The sequence below is a fragment of the Escherichia sp. KTE31 genome (assembly GCF_000407925.1).
GTDB classification, from domain to species: Bacteria; Pseudomonadota; Gammaproteobacteria; order Enterobacterales; family Enterobacteriaceae; genus Escherichia; species Escherichia ruysiae.
The window spans coordinates 1-19,063 of record NZ_KE136725.1 but is presented as its reverse complement, the minus strand read 5'-3'; the positions used below and the strand labels follow the sequence as shown (position 1 = coordinate 19,063).

The 19,063-nt window shown below is 49.6% G+C and carries 24 protein-coding genes; 18 read left to right on the top strand and 6 right to left on the bottom strand.

The features are described 5' to 3' along the window. Nucleotides 1-37: 37 nt before the first annotated feature. A complete protein-coding gene (locus tag WES_RS07735) occupies nt 38-784 on the top strand; it encodes a GntR family transcriptional regulator (protein ID WP_000434024.1) in 747 nt (248 codons plus the stop codon). Here the strand turns inward: WES_RS07735 and WES_RS07740 are convergent. Genes WES_RS07740 through WES_RS07750 form a run of 3 tightly spaced genes read right to left on the bottom strand, consistent with a single transcriptional unit; the run spans nt 758 to nt 3,998 of the window. Continuing rightward, nucleotides 758-1,723 carry a carbohydrate kinase family protein gene (locus WES_RS07740; RefSeq protein WP_016158581.1) on the bottom strand — a complete coding sequence of 322 codons (966 nt, stop codon included), beginning with the start codon at nt 1,721-1,723 and terminating at the stop codon, nt 758-760. The genes WES_RS07735 and WES_RS07740 overlap by 27 nt on opposite strands. Next, on the bottom strand, nt 1,720-2,724 hold the full coding sequence (locus tag WES_RS07745) for an ADP-ribosylglycohydrolase family protein (protein WP_016158580.1): 1,005 nt from the start codon (nt 2,722-2,724) through the stop codon (nt 1,720-1,722). Before WES_RS07745 ends, WES_RS07740 begins: the two co-directional genes overlap by 4 nt. Then, nucleotides 2,721-3,998, bottom strand: a complete 1,278-nt coding sequence (locus WES_RS07750) for a nucleoside permease (protein ID WP_016158579.1) — start codon at nt 3,996-3,998, stop codon at nt 2,721-2,723. The genes WES_RS07745 and WES_RS07750 overlap by 4 nt, the downstream gene beginning before the upstream one ends. A 255-nt stretch (nt 3,999-4,253) precedes the next feature. Here WES_RS07750 and fbaB point away from each other — a divergent pair, with 255 nt between their 5' ends. From fbaB to WES_RS07790, 8 genes are all read left to right on the top strand, one after another. Next, on the top strand, nt 4,254-5,306 hold the full coding sequence (gene fbaB, locus WES_RS07755) for a class I fructose-bisphosphate aldolase (RefSeq protein ID WP_016158578.1): 1,053 nt from the start codon (nt 4,254-4,256) through the stop codon (nt 5,304-5,306). A 319-nt stretch (nt 5,307-5,625) separates the two neighbouring features. Further along, the gene (locus WES_RS07760) at nt 5,626-6,480 is read left to right on the top strand and encodes a tagatose bisphosphate family class II aldolase (RefSeq protein WP_016158577.1); all 855 of its coding nucleotides are present in this window, start codon (nt 5,626-5,628) and stop codon (nt 6,478-6,480) included. Between the two features lie 28 nt (nt 6,481-6,508). Continuing rightward, the gene (gene gatZ / locus WES_RS07765) at nt 6,509-7,771 is read left to right on the top strand and encodes a tagatose-bisphosphate aldolase subunit GatZ (RefSeq protein ID WP_016158576.1); all 1,263 of its coding nucleotides are present in this window, start codon (nt 6,509-6,511) and stop codon (nt 7,769-7,771) included. 12 nt (nt 7,772-7,783) lie between these two features. After that, on the top strand, nt 7,784-8,236 hold the full coding sequence (gene gatA, locus WES_RS07770; RefSeq protein ID WP_016158575.1) for a PTS galactitol transporter subunit IIA: 453 nt from the start codon (nt 7,784-7,786) through the stop codon (nt 8,234-8,236). 31 nt (nt 8,237-8,267) lie between these two features. Then, nucleotides 8,268-8,552: a PTS galactitol transporter subunit IIB gene (gatB, locus tag WES_RS07775; protein WP_000823282.1), complete on the top strand. Its 285-nt coding sequence runs from the start codon at nt 8,268-8,270 to the stop codon at nt 8,550-8,552. A 3-nt stretch (nt 8,553-8,555) separates the two neighbouring features. Further along, on the top strand, nt 8,556-9,911 hold the full coding sequence (locus WES_RS07780) for a PTS galactitol transporter subunit IIC (protein WP_016158574.1): 1,356 nt from the start codon (nt 8,556-8,558) through the stop codon (nt 9,909-9,911). 48 nt (nt 9,912-9,959) lie between these two features. Next, nucleotides 9,960-11,000 (top strand): galactitol-1-phosphate 5-dehydrogenase, encoded by a 1,041-nt coding sequence (gatD, locus tag WES_RS07785; protein ID WP_016158573.1) that lies wholly within the window; start codon nt 9,960-9,962, stop codon nt 10,998-11,000. A 105-nt stretch (nt 11,001-11,105) separates the two neighbouring features. After that, nucleotides 11,106-11,879 (top strand): DeoR/GlpR family DNA-binding transcription regulator, encoded by a 774-nt coding sequence (locus tag WES_RS07790; RefSeq protein ID WP_010351518.1) that lies wholly within the window; start codon nt 11,106-11,108, stop codon nt 11,877-11,879. A 90-nt stretch (nt 11,880-11,969) separates the two neighbouring features. On the opposite strand, the gene yegS is transcribed toward WES_RS07790, so the two are convergent. The 3 genes from yegS to WES_RS07805 all read right to left on the bottom strand — a co-directional run bounded on the left by yegS (nt 11,970) and on the right by WES_RS07805 (nt 14,490). Further along, nucleotides 11,970-12,869 (bottom strand): lipid kinase YegS, encoded by a 900-nt coding sequence (yegS, locus tag WES_RS07795; protein ID WP_000753104.1) that lies wholly within the window; start codon nt 12,867-12,869, stop codon nt 11,970-11,972. A 192-nt stretch (nt 12,870-13,061) separates the two neighbouring features. After that, nucleotides 13,062-14,075, bottom strand: coding sequence for a site-specific integrase (locus WES_RS07800; protein WP_000985260.1), 1,014 nt, complete (start codon nt 14,073-14,075; stop codon nt 13,062-13,064). A gap of 115 nt (nt 14,076-14,190) precedes the next feature. Continuing rightward, the gene (locus WES_RS07805; RefSeq protein WP_001306384.1) at nt 14,191-14,490 is read right to left on the bottom strand and encodes a helix-turn-helix domain-containing protein; all 300 of its coding nucleotides are present in this window, start codon (nt 14,488-14,490) and stop codon (nt 14,191-14,193) included. 114 nt (nt 14,491-14,604) lie between these two features. Between WES_RS07805 and WES_RS07810 the strand changes: the two genes are divergently transcribed. The 9 genes from WES_RS07810 to WES_RS22880 all read left to right on the top strand — a co-directional run. Then, nucleotides 14,605-14,880, top strand: a complete 276-nt coding sequence (locus tag WES_RS07810; protein WP_000043869.1) for a regulatory phage cox family protein — start codon at nt 14,605-14,607, stop codon at nt 14,878-14,880. 10 nt (nt 14,881-14,890) lie between these two features. Beyond that, the gene (locus tag WES_RS24275) at nt 14,891-15,061 is read left to right on the top strand and encodes a hypothetical protein (RefSeq protein ID WP_001005162.1); all 171 of its coding nucleotides are present in this window, start codon (nt 14,891-14,893) and stop codon (nt 15,059-15,061) included. After that, nucleotides 15,058-15,558 carry a hypothetical protein gene (locus WES_RS07815; RefSeq protein WP_000217662.1) on the top strand — a complete coding sequence of 167 codons (501 nt, stop codon included), beginning with the start codon at nt 15,058-15,060 and terminating at the stop codon, nt 15,556-15,558. The genes WES_RS24275 and WES_RS07815 overlap by 4 nt, the downstream gene beginning before the upstream one ends. 63 nt (nt 15,559-15,621) lie before the next feature. Beyond that, a complete protein-coding gene (locus tag WES_RS07820) occupies nt 15,622-15,846 on the top strand; it encodes a DUF2732 family protein (RefSeq protein ID WP_000557701.1) in 225 nt (74 codons plus the stop codon). After that, complete coding sequence (locus tag WES_RS07825) at nt 15,846-16,148, top strand: DUF5405 family protein (protein WP_015979591.1); 303 nt, start codon at nt 15,846-15,848, stop codon at nt 16,146-16,148. The genes WES_RS07820 and WES_RS07825 overlap by 1 nt, the downstream gene beginning before the upstream one ends. Next, the gene (locus tag WES_RS07830; RefSeq protein WP_001113264.1) at nt 16,148-16,372 is read left to right on the top strand and encodes a TraR/DksA C4-type zinc finger protein; all 225 of its coding nucleotides are present in this window, start codon (nt 16,148-16,150) and stop codon (nt 16,370-16,372) included. Before WES_RS07825 ends, WES_RS07830 begins: the two co-directional genes overlap by 1 nt. Then, nucleotides 16,369-16,644, top strand: a complete 276-nt coding sequence (locus WES_RS07835; protein WP_000027668.1) for a DUF5405 family protein — start codon at nt 16,369-16,371, stop codon at nt 16,642-16,644. Before WES_RS07830 ends, WES_RS07835 begins: the two co-directional genes overlap by 4 nt. Continuing rightward, nucleotides 16,634-18,919, top strand: coding sequence for a replication endonuclease (locus WES_RS07840; RefSeq protein ID WP_016235238.1), 2,286 nt, complete (start codon nt 16,634-16,636; stop codon nt 18,917-18,919). The genes WES_RS07835 and WES_RS07840 overlap by 11 nt, the downstream gene beginning before the upstream one ends. Then, nucleotides 18,916-19,063: DUF3850 domain-containing protein (locus WES_RS22880; RefSeq protein ID WP_016235237.1), on the top strand; the 148-nt coding region annotated here is incomplete at its 3' end. The genes WES_RS07840 and WES_RS22880, both read left to right, overlap by 4 nt.

The following is a 19,063-nucleotide window of genomic DNA, read 5'->3' as shown; positions in this document are numbered from 1 at the left end:
TATACTCCCACCAGACTCCCCGGCAGGAAAAAGACAAATGGAACAAGCGCATACCCAGCTTATCGCCCAACTGAACGAACGTATTTTAGCGGCTGACAACACGCCGCTTTATATTAAGTTTGCCGAAACGGTAAAAAATGCCGTGCGCAGCGGGGTGCTGGAGCATGGCAATATTTTGCCCGGCGAACGCGATTTAAGTCAGTTAACCGGCGTTTCGCGCATTACGGTGCGCAAGGCGATGCAGGCGCTGGAAGAAGAGGGTGTGGTGACGCGTTCGCGTGGTTACGGCACGCAGATCAACAACATTTTCGAATACTCGTTAAAAGAAGCGCGAGGCTTTTCGCAGCAGGTGGTGTTGCGCGGTAAAAAGCCCGACACGCTGTGGGTTAACAAGCGAGTGGTAGAGTGCCCCGAAGACGTCGCGCAGCAGCTGGCGGTTGAAGCAGGAAGTGATGTCTTCTTGCTTAAGCGCATTCGCTACGTGGATGAAGAAGCGGTATCGATTGAGGAGTCGTGGGTTCCTGCGCATTTAATTCATGATGTTGATGCCATCGGTATTTCTCTTTATGACTACTTTCGCAGTCAGCATATTTTTCCAAAGCGTACCCGTTCCCGCGTTAGCGCCCGAATGCCGGATGCCGAGTTTCAGTCACATATTCAGTTAGATAGCAAAATACCGGTGCTGGTGATCAAGCAAGTGGCGCTTGACCAACAGCAACGGCCAATTGAATACAGCATCAGTCACTGTCGCAGCGATCTATATGTTTTTGTGTGCGAGGAGTAGTTCCTCGCGCGTTGGCGCGCAATCACCGCCGCGATGTCCGACAACCCACGACGCCACCGCATTACCCAGCAACACTGCATCTGCCAGTGACAGACCGGATGCCAGCCCGGCAAGTACGCCACCTGCATGGCTATCACCTGCACCAATCGTATCAACGACTCGCGTTGGAAATGCCGGAACACAGCCTGATGCGTTGTCGCTGAAATACCAGGCACCTTCTTTATCCAGACGAACGACCAATGGCGCGGCAAATTTCTCCTGCCACTGCTTGCCAGTCGTTGTTATATCTGCGGATAAACGAAAACGTTCGGCAGCAATTTCAGCCTCCTGGCGATTAAGCGACACCAGCGGTCGACAAGCCATGATGCGCGCAAGTAATGCATCCGGGATATCGCCAATACGAGGGCCAAAATCAATAAACGGCGTCACGTCTTGCAGTCCCTCCAGCCAATCCACTAACAATTCGCCGCAGGGCGAGGCCAGTTGATAACCAGAAAAATAGAGCAGGCTACCAGGTGTAACGGTTAGTCGCGCCAGCCACTGGTGATTCCACTGATTTTCCACGCCGCTGAACGACATAAAAGTGCGTTCGCCATCCGGCTCAACCAGCGCCAGACACCAGCCGTTATCGCCTTCGGCGTTATCGATCAGGCTGATTAATCCCTCTTTTGCCATTCGGTTGCGAATAATCTCCGCCCACACCCCCTGACCGAGCGGCAAGGCATTACCCGCTTCGATACCGAGGCGCTTTAACGCCACGGCAATGTTCAACGCACAGCCGCCAACATTTACGCTCTGCTGTTTCAGTTCGATATCGCACCCGCGCCAGGGCAGGGCGTAAGCGTCGGCGATCACATCAATGACCGCCGCGCCAATTACCATAACCGGCTGACGCGTCGTTAATTGTGGCAGCAGCGAGTGTAACCGAGCGCCGCTCATACCGCCTCCCGTTGTTGGCGATACTTCGCCAGCGCCGTGGCGTAACGGTTGAAATCAAGCTGATTTACCGCATCCAGCTCCGCCTTTAATGCCGGATCGATAGCATTAACGCCATGCAACGCGCCACAAATCGCCGTCGCCATCGCGCCGATGGTGTCTGTGTCGCCGCCAAGATTGGCGCACAGGACGGCGCAGCGGTTAGGATCGGTTTGTGCCAGTTCAACCAGCGCAATGGCGCACGGAACGGACTCGATAGTGCTGGTGCCCGCGCCAACCACCTGGTAAAGCTGTTCGCTGGCGGATTCGGTGCCGTTGGCGTGACGAACAATCTTCAGCGCAATCTCCAGACGCGCTGCCAGTGAGGCGCTGAACGTAGTGATGTGTTTTTGCTGAGCATGTCGCGCAATCGAAGGCAGCGAATCGACAATCGCTGACCAGCTTTCTCCGTCAATGGCACGAGAAATCGCCCATGCGATGACTACCGCGCCTGCAACCGCCAGATCGGATTTGTGGGTCGGGCTGGACGCCAGCGCCACATCATCAATAAAGGAATCAACATCGCGCGCCGGAAGCAAACAACCCAATGGCGAGACGCGCATCGCGGCACCGTTGGTCACGCCATTGTTTTCCAGTTCGACAACGGGTTTACCGTCGCGAATGGCGTTAAGCGCAATTTTTGAGGTCGGGCCAAGCACATTTTTGTTGAAGGCGTCGAAACGCAGCGCCCAGTCGAGAATATTACGCCCAATCAGATCCGGGTCGATCTCGCCTTCACGTTCCAACAGCGCATCCGCCAGACACAGCGCCATCGAGGTATCATCGGTGAATTCGGCGCGGTTAAAATAACAGGCCGCGTTATTCTCCTTTGGTCCAGGCAGAAATCGGTCAATCCAGCCAAAGTGTGCTTTGACGCGGGAACGAGGCCAAAGCTCGGAGGGCATCCCCATCGCATCCCCTAACGCCTGCCCGTAAAGAGCACCGAGAATACGTTCTGTTTTCATTTTGCTTCCTCTTGTGTCAACGCAATATCGCGATCATCGACTTTGATAGCCGTAATTTCGTTGTCGGATTCGCGGAAAAAAATCATGAACAGCACGGCGATAATGGCAATCATCACCGCGCCGAAAGTCCACATTCCAGCCCAGTTGAAAGTCAGGCCGTTTACCGGCTCCTGATAAGCGAACATCTTTTCCATCATCACGCCGCCAAGACGATAACCGAGCAAACTGCCGAAGCCCTGGCAGCAGAGCGTGATCAGCCCCTGCGCGGCGGTACGCATATGCACGGGAGCTTTTTTATCGACATAGATGTAGGCAGTAACGTAGTAAAAATCGTAACTTACGCCGTGCAACAAAATGCCGAGGAACAGTAACGCGTAGGTGAAATATTCATCCGCACTGCCGTAAATAAAGAAGCCATAGCGAATTGCGGCAGTGACCAGACCAAGCAATAATACCTTTTTGATACCAAAGCGTTTGGTGAAAAACGGCAATGCCAGCATAAAGAAGATTTCAGAGAACTGGCCGAGCGTCATCCAGCCGGTGGCGTTTTTCATGCCGACTTCGGTCAGATAACCGTTGGCAAAGATGTAATAGAATGCCAGCGGCATCGCAAACAGGAACGAACAGAAGAAAAAGACGAGGAAGTTTTTATCGCGTAGCAGGAGCAGCGCATCCAGGCCGAGCATGACTTTAATGTCCATTTTGCCAGTGCTTTTTGGCGGCGTGTCGGGCAGGAAAAACGCAAACACACCGAGCAGAGCAGAACTTGCGGCGGTAATCAGCAGTGGAATATTGGTCGGTGAAATATCGGCATAACCCAGCATTTGCGGCAAGAATCCACATGCCAGACCGGAGGCAATCCAGCCGATAGTGCCCATCACCCGAATGCGCGGGAAATCACGCTCCACATCCGGCACGTTGGCAAAGGCGATACTGTTAGTCAGCGCAATGGTCGGCATATAGGTTAGCGAGTAGGCCAGCAGTAACGGGAAGAACCCGGCAAAAGTGGTTTGCTGTGCAGCGAAGTACATCAGCACTGCGCCAGCGAACATCAATACAGCCAGCACTTTTTGCGCTGAGAAAAAGCGGTCTGTGATGGAGCCAACCAGAATCGGCGACAGGATCGCCGCAATGGCGGTACAGGCATACGACCAGCCAATTTCTCCGGCACTAAAACCACTTTTACTTAACCACAACCACAATGGCACAAACCACGCGCCCCAGATAAACCATTCAACAAACATCATGAACGACAGCTTTGCTGTTGTTTTCATCTTTTAATTCCTTCATGACAGGTAATGTAAGGTACGCGCTGACAATACCATCAAACAATACCTTTTAAATACCTTTGCGGTGAAAACTTGACCGCTGTAACACTTTTTCTGATGAATCGAGCCAACAGAAAACGCTGAAAAAACATCCTGAGAATGGAAAAAATAGCCTGTAACGACCAGGATTATGATTGCCCGCAAAGGCGGGCCAGGACAATCCATAGCCGATATCCAATCGGAATTTACGGGAGCATAGTAATGACAGATATTGCGCAGTTGCTTGGCAAAGATGCCGACAACCTTTTACAGCATCGTTGTATGACTATTCCTTCTGACCAGCTTTATCTTCCCGGACATGACTACGTAGACCGCGTGATGATTGACAATAATCGCCCGCCGGCGGTGTTACGTAATATGCAGACGTTGTACAACACCGGGCGTCTGGCGGGAACGGGATACCTTTCCATTTTGCCGGTTGATCAGGGCGTCGAGCACTCTGCCGGAGCTTCATTTGCCGCTAACCCACTCTACTTTGATCCGAAAAACATTGTCGAACTGGCGATCGAGGCGGGCTGTAACTGTGTGGCGTCAACTTACGGCGTGCTGGCATCGGTATCGCGGCGTTACGCGCACCGCATTCCGTTCCTCGTCAAACTCAACCATAACGAGACGCTAAGTTACCCGAATACCTACGATCAAACGCTGTATGCCAGCGTAGAGCAGGCGTTCAACATGGGGGCGGTGGCGGTTGGTGCGACCATCTATTTTGGCTCGGAGGAGTCACGTCGCCAGATTGAAGAAATTTCTGCGGCCTTTGAACGTGCGCATGAACTGGGCATGGTGACAGTGCTGTGGGCGTATCTGCGTAATTCTGCCTTTAAGAAAGAGGGCGTTGATTACCATGTTTCCGCCGACCTGACCGGCCAGGCGAACCATCTGGCGGCGACCATTGGCGCGGACATCGTCAAACAGAAAATGGCGGAAAATAACGGCGGCTATAAAGCGATTAATTACGGTTACACCGACGACCGTGTTTACAGCAAGTTGACCAGCGAAAACCCGATTGATCTGGTGCGTTATCAGTTAGCTAACTGTTATATGGGGCGCGCAGGGTTGATTAACTCCGGCGGCGCTGCGGGCGGTGAAACTGACCTTAGCGATGCGGTGCGTACTGCGGTTATCAACAAACGTGCAGGCGGAATGGGGCTGATCCTTGGTCGTAAAGCGTTTAAGAAATCGATGACCGACGGCGTGAAACTGATTAACGTCGTGCAGGACGTTTATCTCGATAGCAAAATTACTATCGCCTGATACGCTTCATACGAACAGCACTGCCCCGTAGGTCGGATAAGGCGTTCACGCCGCATCCGACAACCTGTGCCTGATGCGACGCTGAAGCGTCTTATCATGCCTACACAGCACTACCCCGTAGGTCGGATAAGGCGTTCACGCCGCATCCGGCATAAAACCACGCGCACTTTGCTACGGCTTCCCTCTTGGGAGGCCGTTTTTTTGTCTGTCATTGCTGGATTTATTTTCATTTTGTCGTTTTTGTGATCATTATCTCGACATTTAAAAACAAATAATTTCATTATATTTTGAAATCGAAAGCAAACGACAGGATGTGAAAATGTACGTGGTATCGACAAAGCAGATGCTGAACAACGCGCAACGCGGCGGCTACGCGGTTCCGGCATTCAATATTCACAATCTCGAAACGATGCAGGTAGTGGTGGAAACCGCAGCTAGCCTGAATGCGCCGGTCATCATCGCCGGAACGCCCGGCACGTTTAACCATGCCGGAACAGAAAACTTGCTGGCGCTGGTTAGCGCGATGGCGAAGCAGTATCACCATCCGCTGGCGATTCACCTTGACCATCACACAAAGTTTGAAGATATCGCGCAGAAAGTGCGCTTCGGTGTGCGCTCGGTGATGATTGACGCCTCGCATTTGCCTTATACGCAGAACATTGCACGAGTCAAAGAAGTGGTGGATTTTTGCCATCGCTTTGATGTCAGCGTCGAAGCTGAACTGGGGCAACTTGGCGGTCAGGAAGACGATGTGCAAGTCAATGACGCCGATGCTTTATATACCAATCCATCACAAGCCCGCGAATTTACGCAAGCGACGGGAATTGATTCCCTGGCGGTCGCCATCGGCACCGCTCACGGTATGTATGCCAGTGCCCCGGCGCTGGATTTCTCCCGCCTTGAGGCCATACGTCAGCAGGTTGCGCTACCGCTGGTACTGCATGGTGCGTCGGGACTGTCTTCTGCGGACATTCGCCAAACAATCAACCTGGGTATTTGCAAAATCAATGTCGCGACGGAGCTGAAAAATGCCTTCTCGCAGGCGTTAAAACGTTATCTGACGGAACATCCAGAGGCGACCGATCCCCGAAATTATTTGCAGTCGGCCAAATTGGCAATGTGCGATGTGGTGAGCAAAGTGATTGCCGATTGTGGCTGCGAGGGCAGGGCATAACGCATCTGCCATTTAACAAGGAAAAACCATGAAAACGTTAATTGCCCGGCATAAAGCCGGTGAACATATCGGCATATGTTCTGTCTGTTCGGCGCATCCGTTGGTTATTGAAGCGGCGCTGGCTTTCGATCTCAGCAGCACACGCAAAGTGCTGATTGAAGCAACGTCAAACCAGGTCAATCAATTTGGCGGTTATACCGGAATGACACCGGCAGACTTTCGCGAATTTGTTTTTGCGATTGCTGATAGAGTTGGGTTTGCGCGCGAGCGCATTATTCTCGGCGGCGACCATCTGGGGCCAAACTGCTGGCAGCAAGAACGTGCGGATGCAGCGATGGAAAAATCCGTCGAGCTGGTAAAGGCATATGTTCGTGCCGGTTTCAGTAAAATTCATCTTGATGCGTCAATGTCCTGTGCGGGCGACCCTGTACCTTTAGCGCCAGAAACGGTTGCTGAACGTGCCGCTGTACTTTGCCACGCAGCGGAAAGCGTGGCGACGGATTGCCAGCGTGAACAACTGACTTATGTGATTGGCACCGAAGTTCCGGTTCCGGGCGGTGAGGCCAGCGCCATTCAGTCGGTGCACATCACAAGGGTAGAAGATGCCGCCAATACTTTACGTACACATCAAAAAGCGTTTATTGCCCGTGGCCTGACAGAGGCGTTAACGCGCGTGATTGCGATAGTGGTACAGCCTGGCGTTGAATTTGATCACAGCAATATTATCCATTATCAGCCGCAAGAAGCGCAGGCGCTGGCGCAATGGATAGAAAACAGCAAAATGGTCTATGAAGCACATTCCACCGATTACCAGACCCAGACGGCGTATCGGGAATTAGTACGCGATCACTTTGCAATTTTGAAAGTAGGGCCAGCATTAACCTTTGCTTTACGCGAGGCGATATTTGCGCTGGCACAAATTGAGCAGGAACTTATCGCGCCGGAAAATCGCAGCAGTTGTCTTGACGTGATTGAAGAAGTCATGCTCGACGAACCGCAATACTGGAAAAAATATTACCGTGCTGGATTTAACGATTCTTTGCTGGATATTCGTTATAGCCTTTCTGATCGTATTCGTTATTACTGGCCGCATAGTCGAATTAAAAATAGCGTCGAGATGATGATGGCGAACCTTGACGGTGTCGAAATTCCACTGGGTATAATTAGTCAGTATTTGCCAAAACAATTTGAACGCATCCAGAGTGAGGAACTCAAGGCGATACCACATCAGCTTATTATGGATAAAATTTTTGATGTTCTGCGCGCCTATCGTTATGGTTGTGCAAAATAATAAGGATGTAATATGACAAAGCTATTTGTTCGTAGCGATATTTTTTTTGCTAATCGCCGCGAAGCACTCACCCATATTGGCAACGAAATGGTCGCACAAGGCGTTGTTCATGACTCCTGGCCGCAGGCATTAATTGCCAGAGAAGCGGAATTCCCCACCGGGATTATGCTGGAACAGCACGCCATTGCAATACCGCACTGCGAGGCGATTCATGCAAAAACGTCAGCCATTTATCTGTTAAGACTCGCGGATAAAATCAATTTTCAGCAAGCAGATGATGATAATGAAGTGGCGGTTTCATTAATCATCGCCCTGATTGTAGAAAATCCACAGCAGCAACTGAAACTTTTACGTTGTTTATTTGGCAAGCTGCAACAACCCGATGTGGTCGAAACGCTTATCAACATTCCAGAAGTGCAATTAATGGAATATTTCAAAACATCTGTTTTAGATTCAAATGAATAAAATCCCTCTGTACTAATAAAAAGGACTGTTTATGAAACGCAAGATTATTGTCGCTTGCGGAGGCGCGGTTGCGACTTCTACGATGGCGGCGGAAGAGATTAAAGAGTTATGTCAGAGCCATAATATCCCTGTTGAATTAATCCAGTGTCGGGTTAATGAAATAGAAACTTATATGGATGGTGTACATCTGATTTGTACGACTGCCAAAGTTGACCGCAGTTTTGGTGATATTCCGTTAGTTCACGGTATGCCTTTTGTTTCTGGTGTAGGGATCGAAGCATTACAAAATAAAATTCTGACTATCTTACAGGGGTGACCTATGTTTTCAGAAGTCATGCGTTATATTCTCGACCTTGGCCCTACGGTCATGTTGCCGATTGTCATTATTATTTTTTCAAAAATATTAGGCATGAAAGCAGGCGATTGCTTTAAAGCGGGTCTGCATATCGGGATTGGCTTTGTTGGCATCGGTCTGGTGATTGGCTTAATGCTGGATTCCATTGGCCCGGCGGCGAAAGCGATGGCGGAAAATTTCGACTTAAATCTGCATGTGGTCGATGTCGGCTGGCCGGGATCATCTCCAATGACCTGGGCGTCGCAAATTGCGCTGGTGGCTATTCCAATTGCAATTCTGGTTAACGTGGCAATGCTGCTCACGCGTATGACGCGGGTAGTGAATGTCGATATCTGGAATATCTGGCATATGACCTTCACCGGAGCGTTGCTGCACCTGGCGACAGGTTCATGGCTGATTGGCATCGCGGGAGTGGTGGTTCACGCAGCGTTTGTTTATAAGTTGGGCGACTGGTTTGCCCGCGATACCCGTGATTTCTTTGAGCTGGAAGGCATTGCCATTCCGCACGGCACATCGGCGTATATGGGGCCGATTGCGGTGCTGGTCGATGCCATTATCGAAAAAATCCCTGGTATTAACCGGATTAAATTTAGCGCCGACGATATTCAGCGCAAATTTGGCCCTTTTGGCGAACTGGTCACCGTGGGTTTTGTGATGGGACTGATTATCGGCATTCTTGCCGGTTACGATGTCAAAGGCGTATTGCAACTGGCGGTAAAAACGGCGGCGGTGATGCTGCTGATGCCACGGGTGATCAAACCTATCATGGATGGTTTAACGCCCATCGCGAAGCAGGCGCGTAGCCGTTTACAGGCGAAGTTCGGCGGTCAGGAGTTTTTGATTGGGCTTGATCCGGCGTTGCTGCTGGGGCATACGGCTGTGGTGTCGGCAAGCCTGATTTTTATCCCGCTCACTATTTTGATTGCCGTTTGTGTGCCGGGTAATCAGGTGCTGCCGTTTGGCGACCTTGCCACCATCGGCTTCTTTGTGGCGATGGCGGTCGCGGTGCATCGTGGAAACCTGTTCCGCACCCTGATCTCTGGCGTCATCATTATGAGCATCACCCTGTGGATTGCGACGCAAACTATTGGCCTGCATACCCAACTGGCTGCCAATGCGGGCGCGTTAAAAGCCGGAGGCATGGTGGCTTCGATGGATCAGGGCGGTTCACCGATTACCTGGTTACTGATTCAGGTTTTCTCCCCGCAGAATATCCCCGGTTTCATTATTATCGGCGCTATTTATCTCACCGGTATTTTTATGACCTGGCGTCGGGCGCGCGGTGTTATTAACAAAGAGAAAGCTGCTGTCGCACAATAAATTATATCCAAGGGGGAGAATATCCCCCTTTATCACTCAGGAGTTTTTATGAAATCAGTTGTTAATGATACTGATGGTATTGTCCGCGTGGAAGAACATAAGTTACCCGAAATTTGTCATCAGGATGATGTGCGGATTAAAATTGCCAGTTCAGGATTATGTGGTTCCGATTTGCCTCGGATATTTAAAAATGGCGCACATTATTACCCCATAACATTGGGACATGAATTCAGTGGTTTTGTTGATGCCGTGGGGAGTGGGGTAAATGATTTACAAACTGGCGATGCGGTCGCTTGTGTGCCGTTATTACCCTGTTTTAAATGTCCGGAATGTCTGAAAGGGTTTTATTCCCAGTGTGCGAAATATGATTTTATTGGATCACGACGCAACGGGGGATTGGCAGAATATATTGTGGTGAATCGAAAAAATGTCTTTGCACTACCAGAGGAAATGCCGATTCAGGATGGTGCCTTTATAGAGCCAATTACCGTCGGCCTGCACGCTTTCCATTTAGCGCAAGGCTGTGAAAATAAAAACGTCATTATTATTGGTGCCGGAACCATCGGCCTGCTGGCGATCCAGTGCGCCAGTGCGCTGGGGGCGAAGAGTGTGACGGCTATCGACATTAGCCCAGAAAAACTGGCACTGGCAAAATCCTTCGGTGCCACGCAAACATTTAACAGCAGCGAAATGAGTGCGCCACAAATGCAGGCTGTTTTACGCGAACTGCGCTTTAATCAGCTTATCCTTGAGACGGCTGGCGTACCGCAGACCGTCGAACTGGCGGTAGAGATTGCCGGACCTCATGCACAACTGGCGCTGGTGGGCACGTTGCATCAGGATCTGCATTTAACGTCGGCGACATTTGGCAAAATATTGCGTAAAGAGCTGACGGTTATCGGCAGTTGGATGAACTACTCCAGCCCGTGGCCGGGGCAGGAGTGGGAAACAGCGAGCCGCTTGCTGGCAGAGCGTAAGTTATGTCTGGAGCCATTAATCGCTCACCGTGGGAGCTTTGAAAGCTTCGCCCAGGCGGTGCGTGACATCGCTCGCAATACCATGCCGGGTAAGGTGTTACTCATTCCCTGAAACCGTGGGCCAGCGTGATGCTGGCCCGGCGTTGTGCAAAACAGATCATTCACCAATGGTCCCCCTTCGTTTACACTATGCGCAATTGAATATGGGTAAATGACGATGAATTCATTCGAGCGAAGGAATAAGATCATCCAATTAGTGAATGAACAGGGGACCGTGCTTGTTCAGGATCTGGCGGGAATATTTGCTGCCTCGGAAGCGACAATCCGTGCCGATTTGCGCTTTCTCGAACAAAAAGGCGTGGTCACGCGCTTTCATGGCGGTGCGGCGAAAATAATGTCCGGCAATAGCGAAACCGAGACACAGGAAGTAGGATTTAAAGATCGCTTTCAGCTCGCCAGTGCGCCTAAAAACAGAATTGCACAGGCAGCAGTAAAAATGATCCACGAAGGGATGACCGTTATTCTCGACAGCGGAAGTACGACAATGCTTATCGCCGAAGGATTAATGACCGCCAAAAATATCACGGTGATTACCAACAGTCTCCCTGCGGCATTTGCCCTTTCCGAAAATAAAGATATTACGCTTGTGGTTTGTGGTGGCACGGTACGCCATAAAACGCGCTCGATGCATGGTTCCATTGCCGAGCGTTCATTGCAGGATATCAATGCCGATTTAATGTTTGTTGGTGCGGACGGTATCGATGCGGTTAATGGCATTACCACCTTTAATGAAGGTTATTCGATTAGCAGTGCTATGGTCACCGCAGCAAATAAAGTGGTTGCGGTACTGGACTCAACGAAATTTAACCGCCGTGGATTTAATCAGGTACTGCCAATCGAAAAAATTGACATTATTATTACTGATGATGCCGTGTCAGAGGTGGATAAACTGGCATTGCAGAATACACGGGTGAAATTAATTACAGTGTAGTATTCATCTGTTCAGTTTGTAGGCCGGATAAGGTGTTTACACCGCATCCGGCATAACTGATTCTCCTTAATGCAAGAGAGAATAATTTGTTTAACGCAATAACGGGCAATCTGGTGGTAGCCGGCAACGCAATGCTGCCGGAAGTATTTCGATATGAAAACGTTGCCCGCTTAACGGTTCTCCATCAAGATTAAAGGTGATTTCATGAGGCGCTTGTATTTCGAACCATGCCGAAGCGCCTTCAATAATATTCGGATTTTCTTCGTCAGGTTTTAAGGTTGAAAAGAGAGCTGGAAGAATTTCATCGCCGGTGAAAATACGCAGTTGTAACAAACCATCATTGATCAGCGCATTTGGGCACAGTTGTTGACCGCCACCAGCCTGACGCCCGTTGCCAATACCAATAACCAGCGCATCGCCTTGCCAGTGAAAATTTTCACCACGGATTTCACAGCGATCCGGTTGCAGCGTATCCATGCGCATTAAGCCGTGAATGATGTAAGAGACGCCACCCAGCGCGGCTTTTAATTTCTCTGGCGTTTCGGTGGTGATGCGTGTTCCAAATCCGCCCGTTGCCATGTTGATAAAACAGGTTTGTTTGTTGACCTGTGCCATATCAATTGCAATAGCGTTACCAGCAATTGCCAGTTTAAGTGCCTTATCCAGCGCCTCAGGAATACCCACACTGGTGGCAAAATCGTTCGCTGTACCTAGCGGCAATATTCCCAAAGCAGGAATTTCATTGCCCTCACACTGAATCAACGCCGTGGAGACTTCATTAATAGTGCCATCGCCACCGCCGGCAATCACCGTTGCCACGCCAAGCTGGCGGGCTTCCTCAACAAAACGCGCAGCATCACCTTTCTCCCAGGTAACCCGCACATGGATAGTCATTCCTTCCTCACGCAGCAGCATAATTGCTTCGCGTAATGTTTCATTGTCAGTACTTTTGCCGTTAAGAATCAGTAAGCTGGCGGGGAAATCTGCCATGGTCGTATGCCTTTATGATTGGTCTGTAGATAGTGTAGAGCAGAAAAGAAAAGGCGGTGTCAGAACAGGATGAAAGTCGTGGTACAAAAAAATAAGCCCGTGTAAGGGAGATTTAGGGTGTCACCAGTAGGGGCTTTCAACGGTACAATGCGGGTTTGAGCGGCATAAATTACCACTGAAAGCCCTTAAACGTTACTCTACTGTGGACACTGTGTGGACACTCTCGGCCTCAGTACCACCTCTTAGCGGATTAAGAGAAATGGCGTCCTGAAGGTACTCTGGCGCAAAATGAGCGTAAACCATAGTTTGCTCAATCCGCGTGTGACCTAGTATCCGTTGTAGCGTGATAATACTTCCTCCATTAATCATGAAATGAGTGGCAAAGCTGTGCCTTAGTGCATGTGTGGCTTGCCCCATTGGCAAATCCGGTTTTATTGCTTTCATTGTTCGTCTGAAGCGAGGGTAATCAGCATCAGGGAATAAAAAACCTCGTTTGTTATCCGCGATCATTTTGGCAACAGCCTCTGAGATCGGGACGGTGCGTGGTTTGTTTGTTTTCGTTTTAACAAACGTGACGCGGTTATGGATGATATTTTCTGCTTTCAAACGAGCTGCTTCTCCCCAACGTGCTCCTGTACTCAGGCAAAGAATCGCAATCTTTTTATTGTCGCCGTCAAGTGCTGCAAGCAGTAAGGCAATTTCTTCCTGTGTTAGATAGCCTGTTTCTGGTTTTTCCTCCTTAAGCCTTTTTGTCCCTCTGATAGGGTGCTCACCAAAGAATAACTCCGCTTCAATCAGGGCTGTAAACATGCCGCTAATACATGTTAAATCACGATTGATACTCGAAGGTTTAATACCCTGACTTCTTCGGGTGGCGCAGTACTGGCTGATAAGCGATTTCGTAATTTGAAATGCGCATGGGTCATTCGTTATTTTTGTGAAGATTTCAATTTTTCCAAGATTAGATTTCCCATGCTCTTCGTGTTTACCCTTTAAATCCCACCAGATCTGTGTCAGCTCCGACAGACGTCGCTTGTCTGTTGGTTTTGATAGCCATTCTTTATTGTGGTGGTTGTACAACGTGTATTTCTCGAAAGCGACAGCTTCGCTTTTCTTATCAAACTTCCTACGGATGCGTTTTCCATTACGTCCAGTAGGGCGGATGTCCACTTCATATCGACCATCATCGAGTTTTTTGATTGCCATCAGAAAACCCTCCGAGTGGTGTGTTTTTTTGCGACTACTAATCGCTTTTTTCGTGGTGGCTGAAATTTAGCCACCAATAGTAGGCACTTGTGATGAATATATTCACGATGAATTGTTAACCAGTCTTTTGACCGGAGTGGGGCGACGTTGTTTCGTTTTGCCCAAAGTGTGCGAGAGCGGGCGCAATTTGCCCGGACTCAGGAGCGATCTGATTGGTCATGAACCATAAAGTGTATTTGGTGAATTGTGGGGTCTGCAGGATGTTCATCATGACATCTGTTGGAGGTGTTGAACGACCACTTTCATAGTAACTCAGCGTGCCATACGGAACCCCTGTTAAATCAGCAAGTTGTTGTCTGCTCAAATACTCTGATTTTCGCATTAAGACTATCTTCTCGCTTATCGTGTTTGACATGGTGTTTAGATCTCAATAGTATTTAGTTTAGATGTAGATTGTTTAGTGCTTGGATGTGGGCACTAAAAGGCATTATAAGACATTAAACGCAATTCATGAGGGCTAGAGGACGACATGAGCAAGCAAGTAACACTCATGACTGATGCGATTCCTTATCAGGAGTTCGCAAAACTAATAGGAAAATCGACAGGAGCGGTTCGTCGGATGATCGATAAAGGAAAGCTGCCTGTAATTGATATGACCGATCCACAATCAGCTTCAGGTCGTGCAGGTGAATATTGGGTATACCTTCCGGCATGGAATAACGGACTAAAACTGGCTTATGAAAGCCGCCCTAAAGAGATTCGTGACGGCTGGTTGATGTGGTTAGGTCTCGGTGAACCACGTTAAGGAGAACCGTATGAATGAGCCTCGTTGTATTGCTCAGTTACTGCGTAACGAAAGCCCCAGGGCGATTGACTTCACCATCACCCACGGTAAGGGGCGTAAGGGAATCATTATCCGCACCAAAAAACAGAGTCCGTTAAAAAAGGCTCTGACCTTTCTGAAAAGCCGGAGGGTATGGAAATGACAGTGATGACGCTCAATCTCGTTGAAAAACAGCCAGCAGCTATGCGCCGGATAATTGGTAAGCATCTTGCCGTTCCTCGCTGGCAGGATACATGTGATTATTATAATCAGATGATGGAGCGCGAACGGTTAACGGTTTGCTTCCATGCTCAGTTAAAACAGCGTCACGCAACGATGTGTTTTGAAGAAATGAACGACGTCGAACGTGAACGACTGGTATGTGCAATTGATGAATTGCGTGGTGCATTCTCAAAACGCCGTCAGGTTGGCGCAAGTGAGTATGCATATATTAGTTTTTTAACAGTCAGTCAGCGTCGTACTTTATTTATGCATGCCGGATTGACTGAAAAAGAATTCAACCAGCCATACTGGCGAATTAATGAAGAGTCATGTTACTGGCGTGATGCTTTATTCCGTGCATTACGTGAATTATTCAGTCTGTTTGAGTATGCACCGACAATTCTGACGTCGGTAAAACCGGAGCAATATCTGCATTAAGTAATTAACCAGAGTTTTTAACGCACTTAATTGTGCGGGGCTTCTTTTTGCCTGGAGAAAGTTATGCATACAGTTTCTGAAAATCAGTGCGGTATATACGCATTACTGCTGCAACAGGCCAGAACCGAAGCACAGGCCGACGCTGCGACGCGCTTTTCTTCTCATCTTGATGCCATGATTCGCCACATCACAAAGGCGGAGTTATCCCGCGTGGAGATAGTCGAGCTGCTCAGTCAGGAGTCGGAAAAATTTCACAATATCGGATTGTCTCGCGGGGAGGTGCTTTGATGTTCTGTTCTCGTGCAGTTGTATTACTGAATAACGCCTTAAAAATCGCCGTTATGAAAAATGGCGATTTGTCTCTTATTCAACTTGGTCTTGATAAAGAAAAACGCGAAATAACTGAATCTGTTATCGCGATTTATCAGAGTGAATTAAACCTCCTGTCTGATGTGGTCAATTTACTTGTTAAACGCGCTGTATTTCACAAGCAAATTTCCTCCGTGGATGAACTGACGAAATTAACGACAGAAATCGCCAGCTATTGCGCTGATGAATTTAAAAAACTGAACGACAAAAGGAACTGGTAATGCCGGACAACGTAGATTTTATTCAGGAACAACAGGCTGAATTACTGGAGCGCCAGATTAACGCGGCAAGGGTAAAACATTGCGGTGCTTCTGCGCTGGTTTGCGAAGAGTGTGACGCGCCAATACCTGCTGCCCGTCGTGCGGCTTACCCGTCAGCCACGCGTTGTGTTTCCTGTCAGTCAGTCTTTGAAGCAAAAAACAAACATTACCGGAGAACGGCATGAGTATTCGTATTGAAATTGGCGAACGTTATGTCGTTACCAGTGACAGCTTTCAGTTTATTCTCCACGAGAAAAAGAGAGCGGAAAGCGGTAAAAACGCCGGTCAGGAATGGCTGGCGGTGGTTGGTTATTACCCGAAATTAAGCCAGCTCGTTTCAGGCCTGATGCATCACGATATTCTGACCGGAAGCGCAAAGTCTTTTGCTGATTTAAACGTGCAGGTTGAGCAACTCAGCAAGCGTTGTTCAGAGGCTTTTGGCTCATATGGCCGTTAAAGCCTCCGGGCGTTTTGTCCCTCCGTCAGCATTTGCCGCAGGCACCGGTAAGATGTTTACCGGTGCTTATGCATGGAACGCGCCACGCGAGGCCGTCGGGCGCGAAAGACCCCTTACACGTGACGAGATGCGTCAGATGCAAGGTGTTTTATCCACGATTAACCGCCTGCCTTACTTTTTGCGCTCGCTGTTTACTTCACGCTATGACTACATCCGGCGCAATAAAAGCCCGGTGCACGGGTTTTATTTCCTCACATCCACTTTTCAGCGTCGTTTATGGCCGCGCATTGAGCGTGTGAATCAGCGCCATGAAATGAACACCGACGCGTCGTTGCTGTTTCTGGCAGAGCGTGACCACTATGCGCGCCTGCCGGGAATGAATGACAAGGAGCTGAAAAAGTTTGCCGCCCGTATCTCATCGCAGCTTTTCATGATGTATGAGGAACTCAGCGATGCCTGGGTGGATGCACATGGCGAAAAAGAATCGCTGTTTACGGATGAGGCGCAGGCTCACCTCTATGGTCATGTTGCTGGCGCTGCACGTGCTTTCAATATTTCCCCGCTTTACTGGAAAAAATACCGTAAAGGACAGATGACCACGAGGCAGGCATATTCTGCCATTGCCCGTCTGTTTAACGATGAGTGGTGGACTCATCAGCTCAAAGGCCAGCGTATGCGCTGGCATGAGGCGTTACTGATTGCTGTCGGGGAGGTGAATAAAGACCGTTCTCCTTATGCCAGTAAACATGCCATTCGTGATGTGCGTGCACGCCGCCAGGCAAATCTGGAATTTCTTAAATCGTGTGACCTTGAAAACAGGGAAACCGGCGAGCGCATCGACCTTATCAGTAAGGTGATGGGCAGTATTTCTAATCCTGAAATTCGCCGGATGGAGCTGATGAACACCATTGCCGGTATTGAGCGTTACGCCGCCGCAGAGGGTGATGTGGGGATGTTTATCACGCTTACCGCGCCTTCAAAGTATCACCCGACACGTCAGGTCGGAAAAGGCGAAAGTAAAACCGTCCAGCTAAATCACGGCTGGAACGATGAGGCATTTAATCCAAAGGATGCGCAGCGTTATCTCTGCCATATCTGGAGCCTGATGCGCACGGCATTCAAAGATAATGATTTACAGGTCTACGGTTTGCGTGTCGTCGAGCCACACCACGACGGAACGCCGCACTGGCATATGATGCTTTTTTGTAATCCACGCCAGCGTAACCAGATTATCGAAATCATGCGTCGCTATGCGCTCAAAGAGGATGGCGACGAAAGAGGAGCCGCGCGAAACCGTTTTCAGGCAAAACACCTTAACCAGGGCGGTGCTGCGGGGTATATCGCGAAATACATCTCAAAAAACATCGATGGCTATGCACTGGATGGTCAGCTCGATAACGATACCGGCAGACCGCTGAAAGACACTGCTGCGGCTGTTACCGCATGGGCGTCAACGTGGCGCATCCCACAATTTAAAACGGTTGGTCTGCCGACAATGGGGGCTTACCGTGAACTACGCAAATTGCCTCGCGGCGTCAGCATTGCTGATGAGTTTGACGAGCGCGTCGAGGCTGCACGCGCCGCCGCAGACAGTGGTGATTTTGCGTTGTATATCAGCGCGCAGGGTGGGGCAAATGTCCCGCGCGATTGTCAGACTGTCAGGGTCGCCCGTAGTCCGTCGGATGAAGTTAACGAGTACGAGGAAGAAGTCGAGAGAGTGGTCGGCATTTACGCGCCGCATCTCGGCGCGCGTCATATTCATATCACCAGAACGACGGACTGGCGCATTGTGCCGAAAGTTCCGGTCGTTGAGCCTCTGACTTTAAAAAGCGGCATCGCCGCGCCTCGGAGTCCTGTCAATAACTGTGGAAAGCTCACCGGTGGTGATACTTCGTTACCGGCTCCCACACCTTCTGAGCACGCCGCAGCAGTGCTTAATCTGGTTGATGACGGTGTTATTGAATGGAATGAACCGGAGGTCGTGAGGGCGCTCAGGGGCGCATTAAAATACGACATGAGAACGCCAAACCGTCAGCAAAGAAACGGAAGCCCGTTAAAACCGCATGAAATTGCACCATCTGCCAGACTGACCAGGTCTGAACGATTGCAGATCACCCGTATCCGCGTTGACCTTGCTCAGAACGGTATCAGGCCTCAGCGATGGGAACTTGAGGCGCTGGCGCGTGGAGCAACCGTAAATTATGACGGGAAAAAATTCACGTATCCGGTCGCTGATGAGTGGCCGGGATTCTCAACAGTAATGGAGTGGACATGATGGCAAAAATTCACGAGGTAAAGCTGCACGCAAAATATTTCGACCTTGTACTGGAAGGAAAGAAACGCGCAGAGTTTCGGAAAAAAGATCGTAATTATGAGCGCGGGGACACGTTGATTTTGCATGAATGGGTGCAGGGTGTGT

Coding starts and splice junctions, on each gene's coding strand:
- WES_RS07820 (WP_000557701.1), top strand. CDS start 15,622: ATGCATACAGTTTCTGAAAATCAGTGCGGTATATACGCATTACTGCTG.
- WES_RS07790 (WP_010351518.1), top strand. CDS start 11,106: ATGAATTCATTCGAGCGAAGGAATAAGATCATCCAATTAGTGAATGAA.
- WES_RS07740 (WP_016158581.1), bottom strand. CDS start 1,723: ATGAGCGGCGCTCGGTTACACTCGCTGCTGCCACAATTAACGACGCGT.
- WES_RS07830 (WP_001113264.1), top strand. CDS start 16,148: ATGCCGGACAACGTAGATTTTATTCAGGAACAACAGGCTGAATTACTG.
- WES_RS07840 (WP_016235238.1), top strand. CDS start 16,634: ATGGCCGTTAAAGCCTCCGGGCGTTTTGTCCCTCCGTCAGCATTTGCC.
- WES_RS24275 (WP_001005162.1), top strand. CDS start 14,891: ATGAATGAGCCTCGTTGTATTGCTCAGTTACTGCGTAACGAAAGCCCC.
- yegS (WP_000753104.1), bottom strand. CDS start 12,869: ATGGCAGATTTCCCCGCCAGCTTACTGATTCTTAACGGCAAAAGTACT.
- WES_RS07760 (WP_016158577.1), top strand. CDS start 5,626: ATGTACGTGGTATCGACAAAGCAGATGCTGAACAACGCGCAACGCGGC.
- WES_RS07815 (WP_000217662.1), top strand. CDS start 15,058: ATGACAGTGATGACGCTCAATCTCGTTGAAAAACAGCCAGCAGCTATG.
- gatZ (WP_016158576.1), top strand. CDS start 6,509: ATGAAAACGTTAATTGCCCGGCATAAAGCCGGTGAACATATCGGCATA.
- fbaB (WP_016158578.1), top strand. CDS start 4,254: ATGACAGATATTGCGCAGTTGCTTGGCAAAGATGCCGACAACCTTTTA.
- WES_RS07745 (WP_016158580.1), bottom strand. CDS start 2,724: ATGAAAACAGAACGTATTCTCGGTGCTCTTTACGGGCAGGCGTTAGGG.
- WES_RS07825 (WP_015979591.1), top strand. CDS start 15,846: ATGTTCTGTTCTCGTGCAGTTGTATTACTGAATAACGCCTTAAAAATC.
- WES_RS07800 (WP_000985260.1), bottom strand. CDS start 14,075: ATGGCAATCAAAAAACTCGATGATGGTCGATATGAAGTGGACATCCGC.
- WES_RS07835 (WP_000027668.1), top strand. CDS start 16,369: ATGAGTATTCGTATTGAAATTGGCGAACGTTATGTCGTTACCAGTGAC.
- gatA (WP_016158575.1), top strand. CDS start 7,784: ATGACAAAGCTATTTGTTCGTAGCGATATTTTTTTTGCTAATCGCCGC.
- WES_RS07780 (WP_016158574.1), top strand. CDS start 8,556: ATGTTTTCAGAAGTCATGCGTTATATTCTCGACCTTGGCCCTACGGTC.
- gatB (WP_000823282.1), top strand. CDS start 8,268: ATGAAACGCAAGATTATTGTCGCTTGCGGAGGCGCGGTTGCGACTTCT.
- WES_RS07750 (WP_016158579.1), bottom strand. CDS start 3,998: ATGAAAACAACAGCAAAGCTGTCGTTCATGATGTTTGTTGAATGGTTT.
- gatD (WP_016158573.1), top strand. CDS start 9,960: ATGAAATCAGTTGTTAATGATACTGATGGTATTGTCCGCGTGGAAGAA.
- WES_RS07735 (WP_000434024.1), top strand. CDS start 38: ATGGAACAAGCGCATACCCAGCTTATCGCCCAACTGAACGAACGTATT.
- WES_RS07805 (WP_001306384.1), bottom strand. CDS start 14,490: ATGTCAAACACGATAAGCGAGAAGATAGTCTTAATGCGAAAATCAGAG.
- WES_RS07810 (WP_000043869.1), top strand. CDS start 14,605: ATGAGCAAGCAAGTAACACTCATGACTGATGCGATTCCTTATCAGGAG.